Origin of the sequence: Clostridium sp. (genome assembly GCF_036569345.1) — a bacterium.
Classification (GTDB): domain Bacteria; phylum Bacillota; class Clostridia; order Clostridiales; family Clostridiaceae; genus Clostridium_AD.
The window spans coordinates 20,110-41,952 of sequence record NZ_DATCQT010000217.1; the positions used below are offsets into that span (position 1 = coordinate 20,110).

21 protein-coding genes, 1 pseudogene and 1 riboswitch are annotated in these 21,843 nt (G+C 30.6%); of the genes and pseudogenes, 15 read left to right on the forward strand and 7 right to left on the reverse strand.

Annotation, left to right across the window (positions count from 1 at the left end; all coding sequences use genetic code 11):
• Positions 1 to 21 precede the first annotated feature (21 nt).
• From cdaA to glmS, 5 genes are all read left to right on the forward strand, one after another.
• Entirely contained in the window at positions 22 to 870 is an 849-nt protein-coding gene (gene cdaA / locus VIM70_RS22835) for a diadenylate cyclase CdaA (protein WP_331948077.1), read from the forward strand.
• Positions 840 to 2,090, forward strand: coding sequence for a CdaR family protein (locus tag VIM70_RS22840; protein WP_331948078.1), 1,251 nt, complete (start codon positions 840 to 842; stop codon positions 2,088 to 2,090). The genes cdaA and VIM70_RS22840 overlap by 31 nt, the downstream gene beginning before the upstream one ends.
• Positions 2,071 to 3,681 (forward strand): NAD(P)/FAD-dependent oxidoreductase, encoded by a 1,611-nt coding sequence (locus tag VIM70_RS22845; RefSeq protein ID WP_331948079.1) that lies wholly within the window; start codon positions 2,071 to 2,073, stop codon positions 3,679 to 3,681. The genes VIM70_RS22840 and VIM70_RS22845 overlap by 20 nt, the downstream gene beginning before the upstream one ends.
• 120 nt (positions 3,682 to 3,801) lie before the next feature.
• On the forward strand, positions 3,802 to 5,151 hold the full coding sequence (glmM, locus tag VIM70_RS22850; RefSeq protein ID WP_331948080.1) for a phosphoglucosamine mutase: 1,350 nt from the start codon (positions 3,802 to 3,804) through the stop codon (positions 5,149 to 5,151).
• A gap of 839 nt (positions 5,152 to 5,990) precedes the next feature.
• Positions 5,991 to 7,817 (forward strand): glutamine--fructose-6-phosphate transaminase (isomerizing), encoded by a 1,827-nt coding sequence (glmS, locus tag VIM70_RS22855; RefSeq protein WP_331948081.1) that lies wholly within the window; start codon positions 5,991 to 5,993, stop codon positions 7,815 to 7,817.
• 421 nt (positions 7,818 to 8,238) lie between these two features.
• Here the strand turns inward: glmS and VIM70_RS22860 are convergent, their stop codons facing one another.
• The 4 genes and pseudogenes from VIM70_RS22860 to VIM70_RS22870 all read right to left on the reverse strand — a co-directional run.
• Positions 8,239 to 8,640 carry a B3/B4 domain-containing protein gene (locus VIM70_RS22860; RefSeq protein WP_331948082.1) on the reverse strand — a complete coding sequence of 134 codons (402 nt, stop codon included), beginning with the start codon at positions 8,638 to 8,640 and terminating at the stop codon, positions 8,239 to 8,241.
• Positions 8,641 to 8,647: 7 nt separating this feature from the next.
• A complete protein-coding gene (locus VIM70_RS23505; RefSeq protein WP_414648747.1) occupies positions 8,648 to 8,809 on the reverse strand; it encodes a hypothetical protein in 162 nt (53 codons plus the stop codon).
• Between the two features lie 17 nt (positions 8,810 to 8,826).
• Entirely contained in the window at positions 8,827 to 9,555 is a 729-nt protein-coding gene (locus VIM70_RS22865; RefSeq protein ID WP_331948083.1) for a DMT family transporter, read from the reverse strand.
• Positions 9,556 to 9,654: 99 nt separating this feature from the next.
• Positions 9,655 to 9,938, reverse strand: a pseudogene (locus VIM70_RS22870) (helix-turn-helix domain-containing protein); the annotation flags it as partial.
• A 337-nt stretch (positions 9,939 to 10,275) separates the two neighbouring features.
• Positions 10,276 to 10,371: riboswitch (guanidine-I (ykkC/yxkD leader) on the forward strand.
• A 105-nt stretch (positions 10,372 to 10,476) separates the two neighbouring features.
• On the opposite strand from VIM70_RS22870, the gene VIM70_RS22875 reads away from it, so the two are divergent.
• The 6 genes from VIM70_RS22875 to VIM70_RS22900 all read left to right on the forward strand — a co-directional run bounded on the left by VIM70_RS22875 (position 10,477) and on the right by VIM70_RS22900 (position 15,371).
• Positions 10,477 to 10,797, forward strand: a complete 321-nt coding sequence (locus tag VIM70_RS22875) for a multidrug efflux SMR transporter (RefSeq protein ID WP_331948084.1) — start codon at positions 10,477 to 10,479, stop codon at positions 10,795 to 10,797.
• Positions 10,798 to 10,900: 103 nt separating this feature from the next.
• Positions 10,901 to 11,608, forward strand: a complete 708-nt coding sequence (locus VIM70_RS22880) for a B3/4 domain-containing protein (RefSeq protein WP_331948085.1) — start codon at positions 10,901 to 10,903, stop codon at positions 11,606 to 11,608.
• A 22-nt stretch (positions 11,609 to 11,630) separates the two neighbouring features.
• Positions 11,631 to 12,320 carry a radical SAM protein gene (locus VIM70_RS22885; protein ID WP_331948086.1) on the forward strand — a complete coding sequence of 230 codons (690 nt, stop codon included), beginning with the start codon at positions 11,631 to 11,633 and terminating at the stop codon, positions 12,318 to 12,320.
• 267 nt (positions 12,321 to 12,587) lie between these two features.
• Positions 12,588 to 13,289, forward strand: coding sequence for an iron-sulfur cluster repair di-iron protein (ric, locus tag VIM70_RS22890; RefSeq protein ID WP_331948087.1), 702 nt, complete (start codon positions 12,588 to 12,590; stop codon positions 13,287 to 13,289).
• A gap of 324 nt (positions 13,290 to 13,613) precedes the next feature.
• Positions 13,614 to 14,201 carry an undecaprenyl-diphosphatase gene (locus VIM70_RS22895; RefSeq protein ID WP_331948088.1) on the forward strand — a complete coding sequence of 196 codons (588 nt, stop codon included), beginning with the start codon at positions 13,614 to 13,616 and terminating at the stop codon, positions 14,199 to 14,201.
• A gap of 72 nt (positions 14,202 to 14,273) precedes the next feature.
• Positions 14,274 to 15,371 carry a hypothetical protein gene (locus VIM70_RS22900; protein ID WP_331948089.1) on the forward strand — a complete coding sequence of 366 codons (1,098 nt, stop codon included), beginning with the start codon at positions 14,274 to 14,276 and terminating at the stop codon, positions 15,369 to 15,371.
• A gap of 4 nt (positions 15,372 to 15,375) precedes the next feature.
• On the opposite strand, the gene arsB is transcribed toward VIM70_RS22900, so the two are convergent.
• From arsB to VIM70_RS22915, 3 genes are all read right to left on the reverse strand, one after another.
• A complete protein-coding gene (arsB, locus tag VIM70_RS22905; RefSeq protein ID WP_331948090.1) occupies positions 15,376 to 16,428 on the reverse strand; it encodes an ACR3 family arsenite efflux transporter in 1,053 nt (350 codons plus the stop codon).
• Positions 16,429 to 16,509: 81 nt separating this feature from the next.
• Positions 16,510 to 16,833 carry a metalloregulator ArsR/SmtB family transcription factor gene (locus tag VIM70_RS22910; RefSeq protein WP_331948091.1) on the reverse strand — a complete coding sequence of 108 codons (324 nt, stop codon included), beginning with the start codon at positions 16,831 to 16,833 and terminating at the stop codon, positions 16,510 to 16,512.
• Between the two features lie 15 nt (positions 16,834 to 16,848).
• Positions 16,849 to 17,250 carry an arsenate reductase ArsC gene (locus tag VIM70_RS22915; protein WP_331948092.1) on the reverse strand — a complete coding sequence of 134 codons (402 nt, stop codon included), beginning with the start codon at positions 17,248 to 17,250 and terminating at the stop codon, positions 16,849 to 16,851.
• A 362-nt stretch (positions 17,251 to 17,612) separates the two neighbouring features.
• Here VIM70_RS22915 and VIM70_RS22920 point away from each other — a divergent pair, with 362 nt between their 5' ends.
• The 4 genes from VIM70_RS22920 to VIM70_RS22935 all read left to right on the forward strand — a co-directional run bounded on the left by VIM70_RS22920 (position 17,613) and on the right by VIM70_RS22935 (position 21,839).
• Positions 17,613 to 18,053 carry a MarR family winged helix-turn-helix transcriptional regulator gene (locus VIM70_RS22920; RefSeq protein ID WP_331948093.1) on the forward strand — a complete coding sequence of 147 codons (441 nt, stop codon included), beginning with the start codon at positions 17,613 to 17,615 and terminating at the stop codon, positions 18,051 to 18,053.
• A gap of 12 nt (positions 18,054 to 18,065) precedes the next feature.
• Positions 18,066 to 18,881, forward strand: a complete 816-nt coding sequence (arsM, locus tag VIM70_RS22925) for an arsenite methyltransferase (protein WP_331948094.1) — start codon at positions 18,066 to 18,068, stop codon at positions 18,879 to 18,881.
• A 16-nt stretch (positions 18,882 to 18,897) separates the two neighbouring features.
• Complete coding sequence (locus VIM70_RS22930; protein ID WP_331948095.1) at positions 18,898 to 19,398, forward strand: N-acetyltransferase family protein; 501 nt, start codon at positions 18,898 to 18,900, stop codon at positions 19,396 to 19,398.
• 113 nt (positions 19,399 to 19,511) lie between these two features.
• On the forward strand, positions 19,512 to 21,839 hold the full coding sequence (locus tag VIM70_RS22935) for an ABC transporter permease (RefSeq protein WP_331948096.1): 2,328 nt from the start codon (positions 19,512 to 19,514) through the stop codon (positions 21,837 to 21,839).
• Positions 21,840 to 21,843: the final 4 nt, after the last annotated feature.

Genomic DNA, 21,843 nt, shown 5'->3' on the forward strand with positions numbered 1-21,843 from the left:
TAGTAGAGGGGTGTAAGCTTTATGGAAGTATTCAGGTTAATGATAAGCACTGTCAAAAATATAAGTATATTTTCAATTTTAGATATATTAGTAGTAGCATTCATATTCTATAAAAGTTACACGCTAATGAAAGAAACAAGAGCTATACAACTATTAAAAGGAATAGTTCTTATTTTCGTGCTTATTCCAATAAGCCAATTGCTTAATTTGACAATGTTAAATTGGATTTTAAATAAGACAATAACAATTGGTGTTTTAACTATTGTTATCATCTTTCAACCAGAAATAAGAAGTGCTTTAGAGCATATAGGACGTACAGCTTTTACTGATAAACACATATTCGAGGACGAAGAGATAATGGAGAAGGTTATAAGTGAAATCGTTAATGCTGTTGAAATCTTGTCAAAGAGTAAAACAGGAGCACTAATTGTAATAGAACAAAAAACAGGTATTGGAGAAATAATTAAAACAGGTACTACCCTAGATGCTGTAATATCTGCAGCTTTACTGGAGAATATATTTGTAGTTAATACACCACTTCATGACGGGGCTACAGTAATTAGAAATGATAGGATAATCGCGGCAGGGTGTTTTCTACCTTTATCAAATAATGATGTAATAAGTAAAAAACTAGGAACCAGGCATAGAGCAGCCATTGGAATAACAGAAACTTCAGATGCTTTAACAATAATAGTATCAGAAGAAACAGGAACTATATCTCTAGCAATGAACGGGAGACTTATAAGAAACTATGATAAGGATAAGCTTAAGAAGATACTTGTTCAGATAATAAAGAGAAGGCAAAACAAAAAAGTAACTTTAAAGGAGAGAATAATGTCATGGATAAAGCCAGAAAACAACAATTTATAATTAAAGTTTGCTGTGTTATAGCTGCCTTTATGCTATGGCTTTTTATAACAAGCACAGAAAATCCATTGACTACTTATAAAATTAAAAGTATTCCAGTGCAACTTTTAAATACGGATACATTAGCTCAAACAGGGCTAATTTTAGCTCCAGGTCAAGATTTGACCACAATTCTAAGTATTAAAGGAGCTAATACTAGCATACTTTTGAACACGAAAGCAGACGATTTTGAAGTAGTAGCAGATTTAGGAGCATATGCTCTTAAAAGTGGAGAACAAAATATTCCGATTCAAATAAGAAAAAGTCCTGATAATATAAATGTGCTTAATAGCGATAGCCTTTTTATAAAAGTGAATTTAGATGAACTTACACAAACTAAACTACCTATAACCGTAAATATAACTGGAAAACCTAAACAGGGGTTTTATGCATCCCAGCCAAATTTATCCCAAACTTCTGCAACAGTTTCAGGTGGATTAAAGTATGTAAGTACAGTGAAAAGTATAGTTATGGAAGAAAACATAGAAGGTGTTGAATCGGATGTGTCGAAAACATACAAGCTTAAACCACTAGATGCAGCAGGAAAAGAAGTGAGCAATGTTGTCGTAAGTCCAGCTCGGATAAATGTTAAGATTCCAGTAAGTAAAACTAAATCGGCAGAAGTAAAAGTAAAAACCACAGGATCACTATATCAGGGACTTACTATATCAAGCATAAAAGTTACACCGGAGAGGTTTGATGTAACGGGAAATGCAGATGCGCTTAATGCATTAAGCAATTTAAATACGGAAGCTATTGATTTAAGTAAAATAACAAATAGTAATATAGTAAGCACAAATGTAGTAATTCCAGATGGATTAAAATTAGTTAGTGGAAGTGCTGTAGTTAAGGTTGAAATCAATTTAGATAAGGTAGTGCAAAAAACCATAAATCTAGACATTAAAAATGTAAATTTAGGCGCCGCATATTTAGGAAAACTTGGGACAACTAAAGACACAATAGTGGTTTCAGGAACTGAAACAGTTATAAATTCATTAAATTTACAAAAGTTCAGTGCGCAAGTAGATCTAGCTAATTTAGTAGAAGGTGAGCACACGCTCAAAGTAAAAGTATCAATTCCTGACGGAATAAATTTAGTATCACAAAACCCAGGTGAAATATTAGTAACTATTACGAAAAAACAAACGGAGGTAAAGACCAGTAATGACAATACGGTTAAATAACATAGTTTTGGACATAGATGATTGTGTAGGGGATAATATAGATGCTGTAAAAATAAAGGCAGCAAAAATAATGAAAGTTGATTTTAGTGAAATAAAAGATTGTAGAATAGTTAAAGAATCCATTGATGCTAGGAAAAAAAATAATATTAAATTTAATTATGCTGTTTCTATTGAAATTGATAATGAAGAAAAAGTAGTGGAAAGAGCGAATCATAAAGATGTTAAACTTGAAGAAGTTAAGTATGATGCTGAGTTTGAATTTGGAACTCAGAAAATGTTAAATAGACCAATTATTGTAGGAATGGGACCAGCAGGAATGTTTGCTGGCCTTCTTATGGCGCAAAAGGGATATAATCCTCTAATTATTGAAAGAGGAGAAAAGGTAGAAAATAGGACTAAAATCATAAATAAATTTTGGACGAGAGCTGTGCTTAATACAGAATCTAATGTGCAATTTGGTGAAGGTGGAGCAGGAACTTTTTCAGATGGAAAGCTAACTACAAGAATAAAGGACACTAGATGTGATTTTGTCTTAGAGGAATTTGTGAAAGCTGGAGCACCGGCTGAAATATTATATATTGGTAAACCTCACATAGGAACAGATGTGTTAAAAGAAGTTGTGAAAAATATTAGAGAAACTATTATTAAGTTAGGTGGAGAAGTAAGATTTAATAGTAGACTTGAAGATATAACTATTAAAGATAAAAAACTTAAAAGCGTAATAATAAATGGTGAAGAGTTGCCTTGTGATAACTTAATATTAGCTATAGGACATAGCTCTCGCGATACCTATGAAATGTTACATAAAAAAGGCATATTTATGTCTAGTAAGCCCTTTGCAATAGGGGTTCGAATAGAACATCCTCAAGATATGATAAATGTTAATCAATATGGGAAATATGCTAATCATCCCAGGTTAAAAGGTGCAGATTACAAACTTACATATACCAGTGGAAAATCTGGCAGAGCGGTATATAGTTTTTGTATGTGCCCAGGAGGAGTAGTTGTAGCTGCAGCATCGGAACAGGGGCATCTTGCAATAAATGGTATGAGTGAATATAAAAGAGATAAAGGCAATGCAAACTCAGCTATAGTGGTATCTGTAGGGCCTAAAGATTTCGCCACAGATGATCCACTCGCAGGGATTGAATTTCAAAGGCATTATGAAGCTTTAGCATATGAAATAGGAGGATCTAACTATAATGCACCAGTACAATTAGTTGGAGATTTCCTAAGTGGAACTGTTAGTAGCGAATTAGGTGGTGTAAAACCAAGCTATACACCAGGATATAAATTTGCAGATCTTACTAAGTGTTTGCCAAGCTATGTGACAGATGCAATAAAAGAGGCTATACCTAAATTTAACTATAAAATAAATGGTTTTTCAAGAGAAGATGCAGTTATGACTGGTATTGAAACAAGAACTTCAGCGCCAGTAAGAATTGATAGAAATGAGAATTTTCAAAGTATATCATTAGAAGGCTTGTATCCAGCAGGAGAAGGAGCAGGATATGCAGGTGGAATAATTTCTGCAGCTGTTGATGGATTAAAAATTGCAGAAATTATAATGAAAAATTGGGAACATGTATAATACGAATAAAAAGAAGGCAGATTTAAACTTTAAGAATAAAATAATAGCAAACGGGCTGTATATTTTGTTTAGTATGCCCGTAAATAAACCTATAAAATATTGAGAAAGAGGTAAAAAAATATGAGTAGAATATTCGGAACAGATGGAGTACGAGGTATTGCAAATACAGAATTAACAGTTGAGCTAGCATATAAGTTAGGAAAATCAGGAGCGTTTGTACTAACAGATGGAGCGCATAAACCTAAAATTATAGTAGGAATGGATACAAGAGTTTCAGGTGATATGTTAGAATCAGCCTTAGTTGCAGGGATTTTGTCTGTAGGGGCCGAGGCAATATGTCTTGGGGTAGTGCCAACACCTGCAGTAGCATATTTAACTAGAAAATATGGAGCAGATGCAGGGGTTGTTATTTCAGCTTCTCATAACCCAGTAGAATATAATGGTATAAAGTTTTTTGACAATAATGGGTTCAAGTTGTCGGATGAATTAGAGGATACAATACAGGAAGTTATAGAAAGCGATTTTAAAGGAGTACCATCACCAATAGCAGGTGATTTAGGTAAAAAAATAGTTAAAGAAAATGCCGTAAATGATTATATAGATTTTGCTAAATCTACTATTTCAGGAGACTTAAAAGGACTTAAAATAGCATTGGATTGTGCAAATGGGGCTTCGTATATTACATCAGTAAAAGCTGCAAGATCTCTTGGAGCAGAGGTTTTAGTTATTAACAATGATCCAGATGGAATAAATATAAATAAAGACTGTGGGTCTACTCATCCAGAGCATTTAATGGCGTTTGTTAAAGAAAATCACTGTGATTTAGGATTAGCATTTGATGGTGATGCAGATAGATGTTTAGCGGTGGACGAAAAAGGAAACCTCATAAATGGAGACATTATGATTGCTATTTGTGCGAAACACCTAAAGGGAATTGGAAAATTAACTAAAAATACCGTAGTAGTGACGGTTATGAGTAATTTAGGCCTTGATATTGCAATGAAGGAAGAAAAAATAGTTACAGTGAAAACAAAGGTAGGAGATAGATATGTACTTGAAAAGATGCAACAAGAAGGATATAGCCTAGGGGGAGAGCAATCAGGACATATAATTTTCCTAGACTTTAATACTACAGGAGATGGACTTATATCAGGGATACAGTTAGCAACTGTAATTAAAGAATCAGGAAAGTCATTATCGGAACTTGCACAAATGATGACAGAGTTACCGCAAGTATTAGTTAATGCAACAGTTCCAAATGACAAAAAAAATATCCATGAAACTGATAATGAGATAGTGGAAGAAATTAAAAAAATGGAAAAGAAATTAAATGGTTGTGGAAGGGTACTTATTAGGCCATCAGGTACAGAACCATTGGTTAGGGTAATGCTTGAAGGTAAAGTGCAAAAGGAATTAGATGAAATGGCACATGCTCTTGCTAAATTGATTGAAGAAAAAGCAAACGCGTAGGAATAGTATATCGATGAGAAAGTCTTCCTAGGTGACTTGAATAAGAACTTAAAACAAGAAATTTGATTAAGAAATTCTAATCTTTTGCTCATATAAAATTCTCTAACGTGAACATTCGGCGTCCTGCCTCAGGTTCACTAGCCTGACGTCCTGTCAGGCTTACGAGAATTTTATATTTGCAAAAGAAGAATTTCTAAATCAAATTTCAATAGTTTTTGCGCCTCTTATTCAAGTCACTCCGAAAAACAATTACATCTACTATACGTGTTAATTTTAATGAAAAATATGGTATAAAAACTAAATTATAGTACAATAAAGTAACGATTTAATGAATATATCATTAAAAGTATTGACGTATAGTATATAAAATGAATATAATAGACTGAAAGCTTATGGGAAAGGTTCATAAGCTTTCAGTCTATTTATTTAAAGAATAGAGTAGATTGTATTAAAGGTTATAGAAAAGGAGGATAGAGGAATTAAATAATTTTAAAGCGCCAGGACTCATAATGTGATTTATAAATTAAGATGCACTATGAGTTGACGAGGATGGGGAGTATCGAATCTTCGGCGGATGCCCCGCGGTAGCGCACTACCGTTAACGATTGATAAAAGCGAGAAGTGATTTTCGTAACAATATCAATCTGGTGTTAAAACCTTTATAAATGTAATAAGTTAATTGGTATATTTCCACTAATTATTATAATTGTATAGTACAGGTTGTTCCATGTATAAATATTATGTATAGGACGACTGCAAAATACTATATTTTTTAAATAATGAATGAGAGTATGCTTAATTGAGTTTTGCAAAATTTTAAATTTGAGAGGAAGATGTATATGTGCGGAATAGTTGGATATTATGGAAAAAAGGAAGCTTCACCAATTTTAATAGAAGGTCTTAGAAAATTAGAATATAGAGGATACGATTCAGCAGGAATCGCAGTTATAAATAATGGAGTTCTAAATGTTACTAAATGTAAAGGGAGACTTGCAAATCTAGAAGCTAAGTTAGCAGAAAACCCTGTTAAAGGTCAAGTTGGAATTGGGCACACTAGATGGGCTACGCATGGTAAGCCATCAGATGAAAATTCTCACCCACATACTAATGAAAAAGGAACTATTAGTGTAGTTCATAACGGAATTATTGAGAATTATATCCATTTAAGAGAATGGTTAATGACCAAAGGATATAAGTTTACATCTGAGACTGATACAGAAGTAATACCACACCTTGTAGATTATTATTATAAAGGTGATATAGTTGATGCGGTAATGAAGGCGACTACTAAAATGGAAGGTAGTTATGCTATAGCAGTATTATGTAGTGATGAACCAGATAAATTAGTAGCAGTAAGAAAAGATAGTCCATTAATAATAGGACTTGGAGAAAATGAATTTTATGTAGCTTCAGATATACCAGCAGTTTTAAGTCATACAAGAGAAATATATTTATTAGAAGATAATGAATTTGTTGTTATCTCGAATGATGGTATAAAACTTCTTACTATGGATGGTTCAATTATAGATAAAGAAGTCTTCCATGTAACTTGGGATGCAGCAGCAGCTGAAAAAGGTGGATTTGAGCACTTTATGATAAAAGAAATCCATGAACAGCCAAAAGCAATTAGAGATACAATGACTTCAAGAATAGTTTTAGGACAGCCAATTACTCTTGATGATATAAATATAACTAAAGAGCAAATTAAAAACTTGGATAAAATATATATAGTAGCGTGCGGAACTGCATACCATGCAGGGGCTGTAGGTAAATATGTTATAGAGAAACTTGCAAGAATACCAGTAGAACTTGATATAGCTTCTGAGTTTAAATATAGAGATCCAATAATTGATAAAAATACATTGATGATAGTTATTAGTCAATCAGGAGAAACTGCAGACACAATGTCAGCGTTAAGGCTTGCAAAGACAAAGGGTGCAAGAGTAATTGCTGTAACTAATGTTGTAGGCAGTGCGGCCTCAAGAGAAGCGGATGATGTACTATACACATGGGCAGGACCAGAAATAGCAGTTGCATCTACTAAAGCTTATGCAACTCAGCTTATAGCAATGTATATAATAGCATTATTCTTTGCTCAGAATAAAGAAACTATGAGCGTGGAAAAAATTGAAGAAATGAAAGCAGCAATGCTAGAATTACCAGAAAAAGCAGAAGAAATGCTAAAAGACAAAGAAACTATACAAAAGTTTACAGCAAAAACTTATATGCACAAGGATATGTTCTTTATAGGACGTGGTCTTGATTATGCAGTTGCTTTGGAAGGTTCATTAAAACTTAAAGAAGTATCATATATCCACTCAGATGCATATGCTGCAGGAGAGCTTAAACATGGCCCAATAGCACTTATGGAAGAGGGAACTATAGTTATAGCACTAGCTACTCAAGAAGAACTATTTGGCAAGATGGTAAGTAATATAAAAGAACTATCCACTAGAGGCGCAAAAGTATTTGCTTTCGCACCAGAAGGACACACTGAAATTCAAAAATCGGTTTATTCTGTGACTTATATACCAAAAGTAATGGATATATTAGCACCAGTGATTTCAGTAATTCCACTACAATTATTATCTTATTACATGGCAATTCAAAAGGGCTGCGATGTTGATAAGCCAAGAAATTTAGCAAAATCTGTAACTGTAGAATAAAATAAAAAAATTATATTAAAAACTTGTAGCTTTATAACAAAGCACCGAAATGATCTGGTGTAGGATACTATGTTTTAGAGAATGTAATTATAAGTTTTTTAAAAATAAAGTATGAAAAAATATATGGAATATATATTTTCTTCATGCTTTATTTTTACGTTCTACTAAAGACTTAGAGTATTTAATTTAATAGTACTGAAAATTCTATATTTTAAAGGTTACTTAGTATATATGTAAAATAATGGTGTTAAAAGGAGCGAAGTTACATATTGTTAGTATAGTTATAAGCGGAAGTTGAAAATGAATAGATAACGGAGATATGTCTAGATTGTAATTTATGACGACTTAATTTATATTAGAGAAATACGATTAGGAACGATGAAACTTATCATAAATAGCATAGATTTTTTATGTATAAGCATTAAAAAGGACTTACTGAAATAAAGTAAATCCTTTTACAAATTTTAAAATAACCTACAGGAAACTTTGATTTCAATGATATTAGATTATTAATGTCTACAATATTGTTTATTTTATAAACTCCTTTTCCCTGCAATATCCTTCTTATTAATGCTTCTGAAGATAACCTATATTTACTAGGTACTTTACCTAGTTTTTTATATATTTCTCTTCCTTCTTTAATTCTGGGTAATGATGCTAGTTCTTCTATATGCATTTCTTTCTTTAAGACTTCACAATAATCGTTAATTTCTTTCCATAAACTATCACCGCTGCTTTCTACATCTACATGTGCTTGTATACAGCCTAGTGTCATTTCAGGACAAATTTTCTTTAATTCTTCACAAATTATAACATCTAACATAATATAATCAAGCTCCTTTGTACTTATTAATTTTAATATATTGAGATAAAACCCCCAAAACCATAACTACAATACCTACTACTGCACTTATCAATATCCTCTCATTCAAAAATATTGAAATATAGATTAAGGATATAAACGGAGTTAAGTATAGCAAATTTGAAACTATATGGGTTTCTCCGCATTCTAAGCTTTAAACCAAAATATATAAGATATACCATTGACGAAGATTCCATTATAAATAATCCACAGCCAAACATCAAAGCTAGGAAACACAATCTTTGAAAAAATCAATACTGTTGGAATTATAAATATTAACGCCGATAAGAAATATATAAAAACGCTTATGGTTTTATCAAAGTTAAATTTTTTTCCTAATACAGAAAATAGCGCAAAAACAAAAGCTCCACTTAGTGCGAGTATATCTCCTTGTAAGTTTGTTAAATTGAAGGATGAAATATTACCTTTAGTAGTTATGATGATAATGCCAAAGAAACTAATAAGAATTCCTACTAATTTTTGCAAAGTGACCTTATCTTTAAGTATGACAAAGGACAATATAAGCACTAATATAGGCCAAGTGTAAGCTAATATAAAACCTTCAGAAGCTGTTGTTTTACTTAGTGCTCCGTATAAAAAAACATAGTACATATAATTGCCGAGAAATCCAAGAAAAAACATTGAGCTATATTGGCTCTTATTATATTTTTTTAAATCTCCAGTTTTCTTTTGAAATATCAACATTAAACCAAGTACTAGTGTTGATAAAATAGTTGAATAGAACAAAGTTTGCAAGATATCTAACTCTACCAAAATTTTTTTTGTTGCTACGGGTATGGAAGCCCATAATAATATGCAAAGAGCTAAATTGATATATGCATTGAAATTTTTTGCTTTAAATAACTTAATAATCACTTTTATACCCCTTAAACTATTAAAAAATAAAGAACTATTAAACATAGTTCTTATACATATTATTATAGCTTTTTAGGTTAGATAAGTCTTTTCTGAAATCTAGTTAGTTTTTAGCCTATTTTTTGATTTTTTCTAAACTCTGCAGGGGTTATTTTTTTAAAATACTTAAATACTCTAGTAAATGATGAATTGTGCTCATAACCTACCATTTGTGAAATTTGTAATATTGATAAATTTGAATTTAAAAGGAGTTCTTTTGCTTTTTCCACTCTTAGATTTTGTATATATTCAACAGGTGAAACTTTCATTTTATTTTTAAACCATTCGGTATAATAACTAATATTGTAATGCTCAATAACTGCCAATTTTTTTAAAGCTATATCTGCGTTCACATTTTACACTGTTCAATAGTATGCACCTCTTCTTTTTATATACAATAACCCTAAATTTGAATTTTAATCTTATTATAGCATAAACGTATGATTTTTTATTAAGAAGTCTACATTATACCTTCATTAGTAAACCACATCATATGTGATGACTAATATTTTAGTTAATACATATAATGTTCATAAATAGCGTATCAATCGCAGTTTTACGATAGTTGAACAATTATAAAATATTACGGATATTATTACGAGGTGAAAAAATAAATTGACTTAACTAATTCATTATGTTTATATTAATATATAAGTTGAAACTTATATAAAACTTAATATTTATTTAGTTTTCTAGGGTTCCGCAGTTTATGACTGGCTGGTCCAAGAGAAAACGCACAGTTATCTGTGTTCACGGAAGGATAAAAGCCTGGGAGATATTATAATAATATTTCTTTAGGCTTTTTTATTTTACTCACTTTAAAATGATGCCACGAAATATTATTATAATTGATTCCAAATATTAGTTTAGGAGGGAGTAATCATGGAATGGTTTTATTTAGTGGTAGCTGGAATTTTTGAAGTAGGGTGGGCAATCGAGTTAAAATATTCGCTAGGATTCACGAAAATATTACCTAGTTTATTAACCATTATAGGAATGCTTACAAGTTTTTATTTTTTATCATTATCACTAAGGAGTCTGCCACTTGGAACTGCATATGCAGTTTGGACTGGTATAGGAACTGTTGGTACAGTGGTCTTAGGCGTTATTTTGTTTAAAGAGCCAATTGATATTATGCGTGTTATTTGTGTTGTATTAATTGTAAGTGGAATCATTGGCTTAAAACTGATAACAATAAAGTAGCAATTTATGTAAGCTTTATACTAATCAAATCAAGTGCTAGTTATACCAGTAAAGGATTGTAGATGAAACCCAGAATAATACCTATTAATAAGGAGGAATTTTAGTGAAAAATTTTGTAATTGAAGATGATTTTTGGAGTTTATTCCCTAACGCAAAGATTGGGGTTGTTATTTGTCATGGAATAGATAACACCATAATAAATGAAGAAGGATACCAGGATATGATTTTAAAGGCTGAAAAAGAAGCTTTTAAATATTTGCAAAATGAGGAATTCAGCAAAAATGAAGTAATAAAAATATGGAGAGAAGCATTTCAGAAATTTAAAACCAAGAAAGGTGCAAGGTCATCTATCGAGGCATTGTTAAAACGAGTTAATAATGGAAATCATATTGGGAATATTAATCCATTAGTTGACATCTATAATTCAATTTCATTAAGATACGCTTTGCCTTGCGGTGGCGAGGATATAGACAAATTTAATGGTAATATAAAATTAACAAAAGCAATTGGAGATGAAGAGTTTATTCCACTAGGAACAGATGAAAACTCCCCTCCTTATAAAGGAGAAATTGTCTACAAAGATAATAGTGGAGCGATTTGTAGATGTTGGAATTGGCGGGAATCATTAAGAACCATGCTAACTGAAAAAACAAATAATGCTTTTTTATGTATTGAATTGAATGATGAAAAAAGACAAGTGGAATTTGAGGATGCTTTAAAAGAATTAGAAAAACTAGTAAAAAATAATTTAGGAGGAGAAACTCAGATTTCAATTTTGGATGCAAATAATAAGAATGTGCAAATTGATTAAATTGATTTAGGAGGGTTTATAAATGAGTAATTTTAGTTATAAGGATATTTATATTGAGGATGGTAAGCGAGTTCTTGAGATGAACATACTGCCAGAAAAGTATTGCAACTTTGATTGCATATTTTGCCCTATTGGAAGGTCACACAACAAAATAGACACACAACAAACATTTTCGGATATTTCTGAATCATTAAATGAACTGGAATATAAATTAGTAAATAATGAAGCTGATTTGGTATTTATAAACTCTAAAGGAGAAGCTCTGGTTAATGATAAAATTGAAAGTGTCATTAATTTAGTGAAAAGTAAAGGATTGACAGTAAGATTACTTTCAAACGGGTATATATTGGGTAGGGTTGAGTACATGAAAATAGCCAATAAATGTGATGAGGTAATTGGAGAAATAAAAGCTATTACGGAGAATGATTTTCAAAAGGTTCAACGCCCTATTGATGGTTATACCTTCCATGAGTATATATCAAGTATGATTTCGTTCAATAAACAATACAAAGGCAAGTTTATATTAGAGATAACAATTCTCAAGGGATATAATGACAGTGAAGAAGCTATTTACAGGTTGAAAAATATTATTGAGGAATTATCACCAGACAAGATAATTATTGAAAGAATGAACGATGACAGATTTAAAGAGAAACTCGGAATAAGTGATGAAAAATTTCATGTGATTTCAAAGGCATTACTTGATAAGTAGTATGACATTATACATTCTTAATGGTATATAAGTTAATTTAGAATATTCATATGTCGCGACATAACTACAAAATAAAATAATACAATTTAAGGCACTCAGGAGGGTGTCTTTTCTAATACATAAAATATTCAAATAATAATCAGTAATTTTATTATTATTTATAAATTTTGATTTAAATCATATTTTTTTAATCCAATTAAATATAGAATGAGGTCATAGGAAAGCAAGAACATGTGAGAATAAATTAAAATATAGGAGGAATTAATTATGAATAAAATTATAAATAAAAACCAAAGCCTTGGAGAAATAGTTTCAATTTTTCCAGGTGCATCAGAGATTTTCAACAGATACAAAATAGATTATTGCTGTGGTGGACATGATACATTAGCAGGAGCTTTGGAGGCCATGAAAATAAATCATAATGAGATTATTGAGGAACTAAATAATGAGTATGGGAAGTTTATAAAAAGTAATTCAGAGTATAGGGATTGGAGAAAAGAAAAACCTTCTGCCTTAATAAGACACATAGTACAAACCCATCATGAATTTACAAAAAAACAGCTTAAAGAAATAGATTCACTATTATTTAAAGTACTTAAGGTGCATTTTAAACTTCACAGTGAAGAACTATTAAATGTGCATAGATATTTTGGAAACTTAAAAACAGAACTTGAGGAGCACCTCATCAAAGAAGAGGAGAACCTGTTCCCTCTTATAGAAAAATTTGAAATTACAAATGACAATAGTGTCTTATCAGAAATACATCAGTTAACAAAGGATACCGAGGAGGAGCATGAAGCTACTGGAAATATACTTAAAGAATTAGAGAAAATAACCAGAGATTTTAATGCACCAGAGGGGGCCTGCACCTCCTTCAAACTTGCATATACAAAACTCCATGACTTGGAAAAAGACTTATTTATTCATATTTATCTAGAAAACAGTGTATTGTTTAATATGCTTAAATAGAAAAAGATTATCTCAATAAAGTGAAATCGTAAAACTTGCTTAACCATTTATAAGAGATTCTCTAATCAATCTTTTTTATAAATCTACAAAGCCAGGAATTCCTAATCGGAAAATGATTAGAAGTGCCTGGCTTTTGGTGTACACAAATCACATATTGTAGTATGTTATCAAATTTTTATACAGATGTTTTTTAATGCAAATCTAAGAATTTTTTAATGCAAATTTAATCATAAATACCTATAATGTATATTTAGATAGATTAATGCTATAGCTTATGGGATTGCTGTTTTTTATTAAAATATATTATAGAAGGTGTAGTTAAAAATGAATATGGAATTTTTCAGGATAATAAATAATTTAGCAAATAAAAACATGATTTTAGATAAGACAATGATTTTCTTTTCTCAATATGTACCTTATATGTTTATGGCAGTTATTATAATAGTGTTTATTTTAGGAATTAAACAAAGAAAATGTGAATATAGAAAAATTGCTGTTAGTACAGTTATTCTAACAGTTATAAATTTAATGATAAATTTAATCATTAGAAGTATATTCTATGTTGACAGACCTTTTGTTCATAATAAGGTGAATTTATTATTGCCTCACGATGCAGCTTCATCCTTTCCAAGTAACCATGCTACGGGAACAATGAGTATAGCTTTAGGTTTAGGAAAATACAATAGAATACTTGGAATGATAATGACAATACTATCAATAATTGTAAGCTTTTCAAGAGTGTATGTTGGACACCACTATCCTATGGATATTATAGGATCATATATAATTGTTTTTGTAACAAGTTATATTTATAACTTCAAATTAAGAAGTAAAGTCGAGAATTTATATGAAATAGTTGAGAAGAAAATAGAAACAAAATTATGGTTTAAATCATTATACAATGAAGATTAATTGATTATAGGTTGTTATCGTTGGGCAATATTTATTAAAAGGTTAAAATATCAAGTGGAAGGTATGTGAGTTATGAACAAAAAAGCGATTTTAGCCAAAAGTATTAACTATTATCAGCAATTAGGTATCAATAAAGAAATCGCAGTCTGGGAAGATGGTATGAGAAGTACTGGTGGTAGAGGTACATACGAATGGTGGTATTTTGATGCGCAGTATTTAGACGGCACTAAAGTAGTTGTTATATTTTATACCAAGAATGGATTTGATGTAAGAGGTCTTGCAAATCCAACAGCATCACTTGAGATAACTTTTCCAAATGGAAAAAGAATATCAAAAGAAATTTCTGAAGGAAAGGGACAAAAAATTCGTGCTTCAAGGGAGCAATGTGATGTAAAAATTGGTCAAAGCAGTATTAAATATTGCGAAGGGAATTACTTAATTCATTTCATAGATGGTGATGTTGAATATACTTGCGTAATGAAGCCTAAGTTACCAATGTGGAGACCGGGGACAGGACATTGGTATTATGGCGAAAATCAGGAACATTATTTTGCATGGATTGTTCCACAACCCTCTGCCGATATTAGTGCTACGTTAAAAGTTTGCGGAGAAACCTTTGAGTTAAATGGCAATGGATATCATGACCACAACTGGGGTAATACCCATATGAGAAAACTTATGAATCATTGGTATTGGTGTCGCGTTAATATTGGTCCTTATACGATAATAGCTTGTGATATTATTACAGAAAAGAAATATGACTATACTAGATTACCAGTTATAATGATAGCTAAAGATGGAATTATATTAGATGATAATGAAGAAAAAACAGTAGTTAAAAGATTAAGTACAGAATATCATCCAATAACTAAAAAATTCATTGACAATAATTTGATGTTTATACAGCAAGTGGATAATGGAGCGAATTATCAAATAGAATTTAAAAGAGAAATTGACATTCTAGCCTTTAATATGCTTGATAGAATGGGAATTTCTCCAATTAAAAATAATATCGTTAAAGCTATGGGGATAAATCCTACTTATATAAGATGTATTGGTGAAGTCAAGTTAACAGTAGAAGAAAATGGAAAAAAAGAGGTTTTTGAAACTGAAGGATTATGGGAGCAAATGTTTTTTGGTAGTAATAAAGATGCTATTATAGGAAATTAGAAATTTAGTTCTCCTGTTTTTTCACAAAATATTTTCTTCTCCAATATAAAGCTACATTAACCAATCCTATCATTACTGGAACTTCAACGAGTGGACCTATAACTGCGGCAAAAGCTTCTTTAGATTGTATTCCAAAGACAGCTACAGCAACTGCGATAGCAAGCTCAAAATTATTACTTGCAGCTGTAAATGCGAGTGTTACGGTTCGCTTATAATCAATTCCTGATTTATAACTTATAAAGAATGATACTGAAAACATAATAACAAAATAAATTAAAAGTGGAATAGCTACTTTAATTACATCTAAGGGTAGCTGAACAATGTATTGTCCTTTATAAGTAAACATAACTATTATTGTGAACAATAATGCAATTAAAGCAAGGGGACTAATCTTAGGAATAAATTTTTTTGTGTACCATTCAGTTCCCATTTTAGGTTCTAGAATTAATCTTGTTAGCATTCCTAAAGCAAATGGAATACCTAAATAAATTGCAACAGACGAAGCCACTTCTCCCATTGAAATATTAACCTTATATCCTGTAAGACCAAATAAAGGTGGTAGAACTGTTACAAATATATAAGCAAAAACTGAATAGAATATTATCTGGAATATTGAATTAAAAGCTACTAAAGCAGCAGCATATTCACCATCTCCATCAGCTAAACTGTTCCATACAATTACCATAGCTATACATCTTGCAATACCTATTAGTATAAGTCCTGTCATCAAGGCTGGATCTGACCTTAAGAAAACTATTGCAAGTATGAACATTAATATTGGCCCAATAATCCAGTTTTGAACTAATGATAAGCCTAAAATCTTTGGTTCTTTAAACACTTTTCCAAGTTCCTTGTAATTAACCTTTGCAAGTGGTGGGTACATCATGACTATTAGTCCAATTGCAATTGGTATTGATGTGTTACCTACTGACAGGTTTGATAAAACATTTGATAATTGTGGCACTGAATAGCCTAATAGAACACCTATTGCCATAGCAAGAAATATCCATAAGGTTAGAAACCTATCAAGTAATGATAGTCTTGGTTGTCCTTTCATATTAAAATCCCCCTTTTATATCTTATTTCATATTTTAACTTTGTTATTATAGCATTGTAAAATTTATGTGCACCTCTTTTATTATGTACATTCAGATTTAGCTTTATCTTTACAAATACATTCATCCGTATCCGTTATGAGATTCATAAGAAATAATATAAGTTTATTACAGTTGTTATTATTCAACGAATAATAACTCCATAGTCCATCTTTTCTACAGTTTAAAATACCACAATCCATTAACACCTTCATATGATGTGAAAGTGTTGGCTGTGTAAATTCGAAGTGTTCTAATATATCACAAGCACACCTTTCTCCGCAGGACAAAATATCAATTATTTTAAGTCTACTTGGATCTGAAAGTGCCTTAATAATTTTTGAATTGTCATCATAATTCTGCTTCACTTCATCACCTCCTATCTAAAGTTCATTATTTTTTATTCGTTTTGCTAAGTCTTTAATCTTTTCTTCAATAATTTTAGCTGTCTTTATAAATTCCTCATCACTTTTTCCTGTAGGGTCGTCTAGGCCCCAATCTTCTTCATGATTTGAAGGTAAAAAAGGACAAACCACATTGCAGCCCATCTTAACAACTATATCAACTGCAGGAATATCATCTAAAAGCTTTGATTTATGTGTTTCGTTCATATCTACATTATATAAAGTTTTTATTATTCTCACTGCATCCTGGTTTATTGTATCTCTTAATTCTGTACCGGCTGAATAAGACTCAAAAACGTCTGAAGCAAATAATTTACCTAAAGCTTCTGCCATTTGAGATCTACAAGAATTGTGAACACATATAAATGCTATTTTTTTCAATTAAATCATCTCCATAAAATTATTTTATTATAAACTAAGTATAGGATGTTATCTATATACTGTCAATACGTTTCCTTTAAATAGGCATTTAATATAATTTAATATTAATAATTATCTATATACAACATTACAATTAATACTTTATTAAGTGTTTGCACAGTTCTTGTTTAGTAATTATAAATATACTGAATTTTAGCTACAAGAAAAGCAAATATCTTATTTTATACTTGTAGAATTAATACAGATTAATTTAAACAATTATTTAAAGGGATCTTGCACAAGTGGAAGGTATTTGTTTTTTTGTGCATAATGGTTGTAAAATACAACTGTTGTGTGTTACAATTATTGTGAGGTGATAAATAATGGAAAAGCAAGGTGATAATTATTTAAGAGAATTAATTCGAGTCTTGGTCAGAAATTTAGGTATCCTTGAGAAAAGTGAAGCGACTTGTTGTGGTACTACTATATCTCAATGTCATGCAATTGTTGAAATTGGGAGGGCAAAACAAATATCATTAAATGAGCTTTCTGACTTACTAGGATTAGATAAAAGTACAATGAGCAGAACAATTAACAATCTTGTAGAAGATATGTTGGTTATTAGAGAAACACATGCAGAGAATAGAAGATATGTAAATATAGAATTGACAGACAAAGGTCAAGAGGTCTATCAAAGCATAGAAATTAGTATGGAAATTTACTATAAAAAAATATTTCAATCAATTCCAAAGGATAAGCGACAGCAAGTATTGGAAAGCCTTAAACTTTTAACTAATGCAGTCAAAAATAATAAATGTTGTTAGGAGGATTTAAAAATGAAGGAAAATATAAAAGGTCAAGTTAAAGCATATTATGGTGATATAGCAAAAAAGGTAACTGCTAAGTCAGTAAGCTCTTGTGGATGCACAGCCGCATGTTGTAGTAAGCTTACAAACGATTCGTTGATATATACTAAAGAATTTATTAAAGGTTTACCAGAAGAGGCTGTTAATGCATCATTAGGATGTGCAAATCCTGTTGTATTGGCTAATCCTCAAAAGGGTGAAGTAATACTTGATTTGGGCAGTGGTGGTGGTATAGATGTATTTATATCATCTAAATATGTTGGAGAAACTGGAAAAGTTTATGGGCTTGATATGACAGATGAAATGCTTGCACTTGCTAACAATAACAAAGAAAAAATGGGAGTTAAGAATGTAGAGTTTCTAAAAGGCTATATTGAAAATATTCCACTTGAAGATGAAACTATTGATGTAATCACATCAAACTGCGTAATTAACCTTTGTGAAAGTAAGGAAGATGCTTTAAAAGAAGCTTATAGAGTGCTTAGAAATGGCGGTAGACTTGCAATTGCAGATATTGTTGAACTTAAAAGTGTTCCAGATGAAATAAGGAATAATATACAAATGTGGGTAGGTTGTATTGCAGGTGCACTAAACATAGAAGAATACAAAGAAATCCTTAAAAAGGTAGGATTTAAAAACATTGAAATTACGCCAGTCAATATATACACCAAAGATATCATTCAAAGCATAGCGCAGGGCAAAAATTTAGGGGATGTTTATAGTCAAATGGATGCGGAACTACTTGATGGGGCTTTTGCTGGAGCACATGTAAAAGCATATAAATAGTAAGGGGGAGAAAAAAATGGACTATAAAATTGATAAAATGATACAATCTGATTGGGAACAGGTAGCAAATATTTATTTTGAAGGTATTAAAACGGGAATAGCAACATTTCAGACAAAGATACCTACTTGGGAGAACTGGAATAATAATCATATTACTTCATGTAGATTAGTTGTTCGCTTAGGCGATAATATATTGGGTTGGTGTGCTTTGAGTCCAACTTCAAGTAGGTGTGTATATGGAGGTGTAGTCGAAGTAAGTATTTACATAAGTGAAAAATATAAAGGTCAAGGAATAGGAACAGTTCTTCTAACAAATTTAATCAAACTATCAGAAGAAAATGGATTTTGGACTTTACATTCTGGAATTATTAGAGAAAATGCTTCAAGTATATCATTACACGAAAAATGTGGTTTTAGACAAATTGGAATAAGAGAAAAAATTGCTAAAATGAACAATGATAAATGGTTGGATGTAATTTTGATGGAACGTAGAAGTAAAATAGTTGGAATAGATTAGATTTATGAATTAAATTTTTATTTAGTTATAAATTGTAAGATTTCATTAATAAATTGAATATTTTTCTTTAATTTTTGTTGGGTATTATAGAATTAAAGGAAGGATGTGTTTATATGTGGCTTAAAAAACTGAAAAAGAAAAAACTTCAATGTTTTTTAATTGGAACGTTATTATTTTTATCTTCTTTAATATTTACAAGTAGTTTGTCCATGTTAACCTCTATTCAAGGGTATGTTAATAAATTTTATTCTAATGATAAATTTTACGATATAATCTGCTATAACGCAAATGAAAGTTCTATAAAGGATATACTTAATTGGAGCATGCGTAATTCAGAAGTTAATAATGTTAAAACTATGGAGGCTTTCACCTCTGGTTATAATCTTTATCACAATGGAGAAAATTTAAAGCTTTCAATGTATGATGTCGTTCCCATAGAAGATAGCAAAAATCTTCCCTTTGGTTTAAATAAGGGTAACTCATCAAATAAGGACAGTTGTCCAAAGGCTAACGAAGTGTGGATCACTAACCTTCAAGCAGATAATTATAATATTCACCTTGGAGATAGCTTGACGTTTAAAACAAAGGCTAAGGACGTCACTTTAAAGGTTTCTGCCTTAATTAATGACTCAATTCAGCCATCTTCTATGATGGGTACAATTGATTTATATACCAATAACAATAGTTCTCAGGATTTTTCCTCATTTAGTAAAACATCATTAATCTTTATAGATGTTAAAAGTGGGACTAATGTTGCTAATCTAGAAAAGGATTTGACCACTGCAATAAAAGTCGGTGGATTTGTAGTTGATAAAAAATTGTTAATATCAGGTGCCACTATGGCATCTTCCATGATGGGTGGCGTCTCAACCTTAGCTTCAATTTTGGTGTTTATTGTTTCAGTGTTTCTTATGCGATTTATTCTATGGAATAATATTTTAAAAGAATATAAATCTATTGGAATTTACAAAGCTCTTGGTTTTTCTAAAAGAGAAATTCTCAAATTCTATATTATAGGTTACTCTATAATTGCTTTTATTGGAAGTATATTTGGAGCTCTGTGTAGTATTCCTATATTAAATTACACAGCCTCTAAAGTTTTAAAGTATATTGGTGATTTTCAAAGTGTAAGTATTAATGTTAATGTTATTTTAGCTACAATAATTTTATTTACCTTAGTGGTAATTATTAATTTGTATTTTGTAATTAGAAAAACTAATAAAATCACTCCTGTAGAAGCTATCAGAACTGGTGTTACTTCTTCAAGGAAAAAGCTAACAAAATCACTGATTAAGAATAATATATCTCCTATAGCCTTAGCAATAAACGATATTTTTAAATATAAAAAGGTTGCTGCCTTTATAACATTAACATTAACCTTATCGCTAACCCTAGTATTGCTCTTTGGTAATTTAAATGTGACTATATCGAAGATGAAGGAAAATACTCCTATCTGGTTTGGACTACCTAAAAGTGATGTAACCATTAGTGCTCCGCTCAGGGTTAGCTCAGCAGTAGTTTTAAAGGAGGTTTTGAATAGAGTAAAGAAGGACAATAGAATTAAAAATTATGTTTATGGATCCATAATGCTAACTGATGTAGTAGAATTAGATACTAAAAAATACCCTCTAAAGAGCACATTTTACGATATATTTGCCATGAGTTCTTACACTAGTGACTTAGGATTTACTATCATAGAGGGGCACAATCCTGAAAATTCTAAAGAAGTAGCCGTTTCATTAAAAATATTAGAAGATGCAAAGTTATCTGTAGGAGACTATATAGAACTATCTATAAATAATAAAAAAACATCCTATTTAATAACCGGATCTTATAATTCAATGATGCAACTTGGATATGGTATAAGAATGTTAAACTCTGATATAGAAAAGGAGATTCCTGAATTTATAGGTAGCGAAATTTTTGTAAACCTTAAAGCTGGTACCAATAAAGAAGAATTTAAGAAAGAGATTAATAATAGATATCCTAATTTAGATGCAAGTGATATTCATCCCACAGTTAAAGACAGTATAGACCCTATGCCTGGAATATTACTCCCTATTACCAATTTATTAATTGTAGTATTTATAGCCTTTTGCTTTATAACCATATTAAACATTATAATAATGAATATTAGAGATAATAGAAGAAACTTTGGAATAATGAAGGCACTAGGATTTACCTCTAAAGAAATAACAAATCGATATTTATATAGGATATTAATATTAACATTATGTAGCACTATTATAGCTATCATATTAAATTTAACTATTGCAAGACCTATTATTGCTGCAGTAATTAATAAATTAGATGTGTTAATAGTATCGCCTGTAACAATGTTACTACTAATAACCATTATGATTTTTTTAATACTTTTAACTACACTTATGTGCTGCGACGTTATAAAAAAGACTAAACCTACTGAATTAATGGAGGAGTGATTTG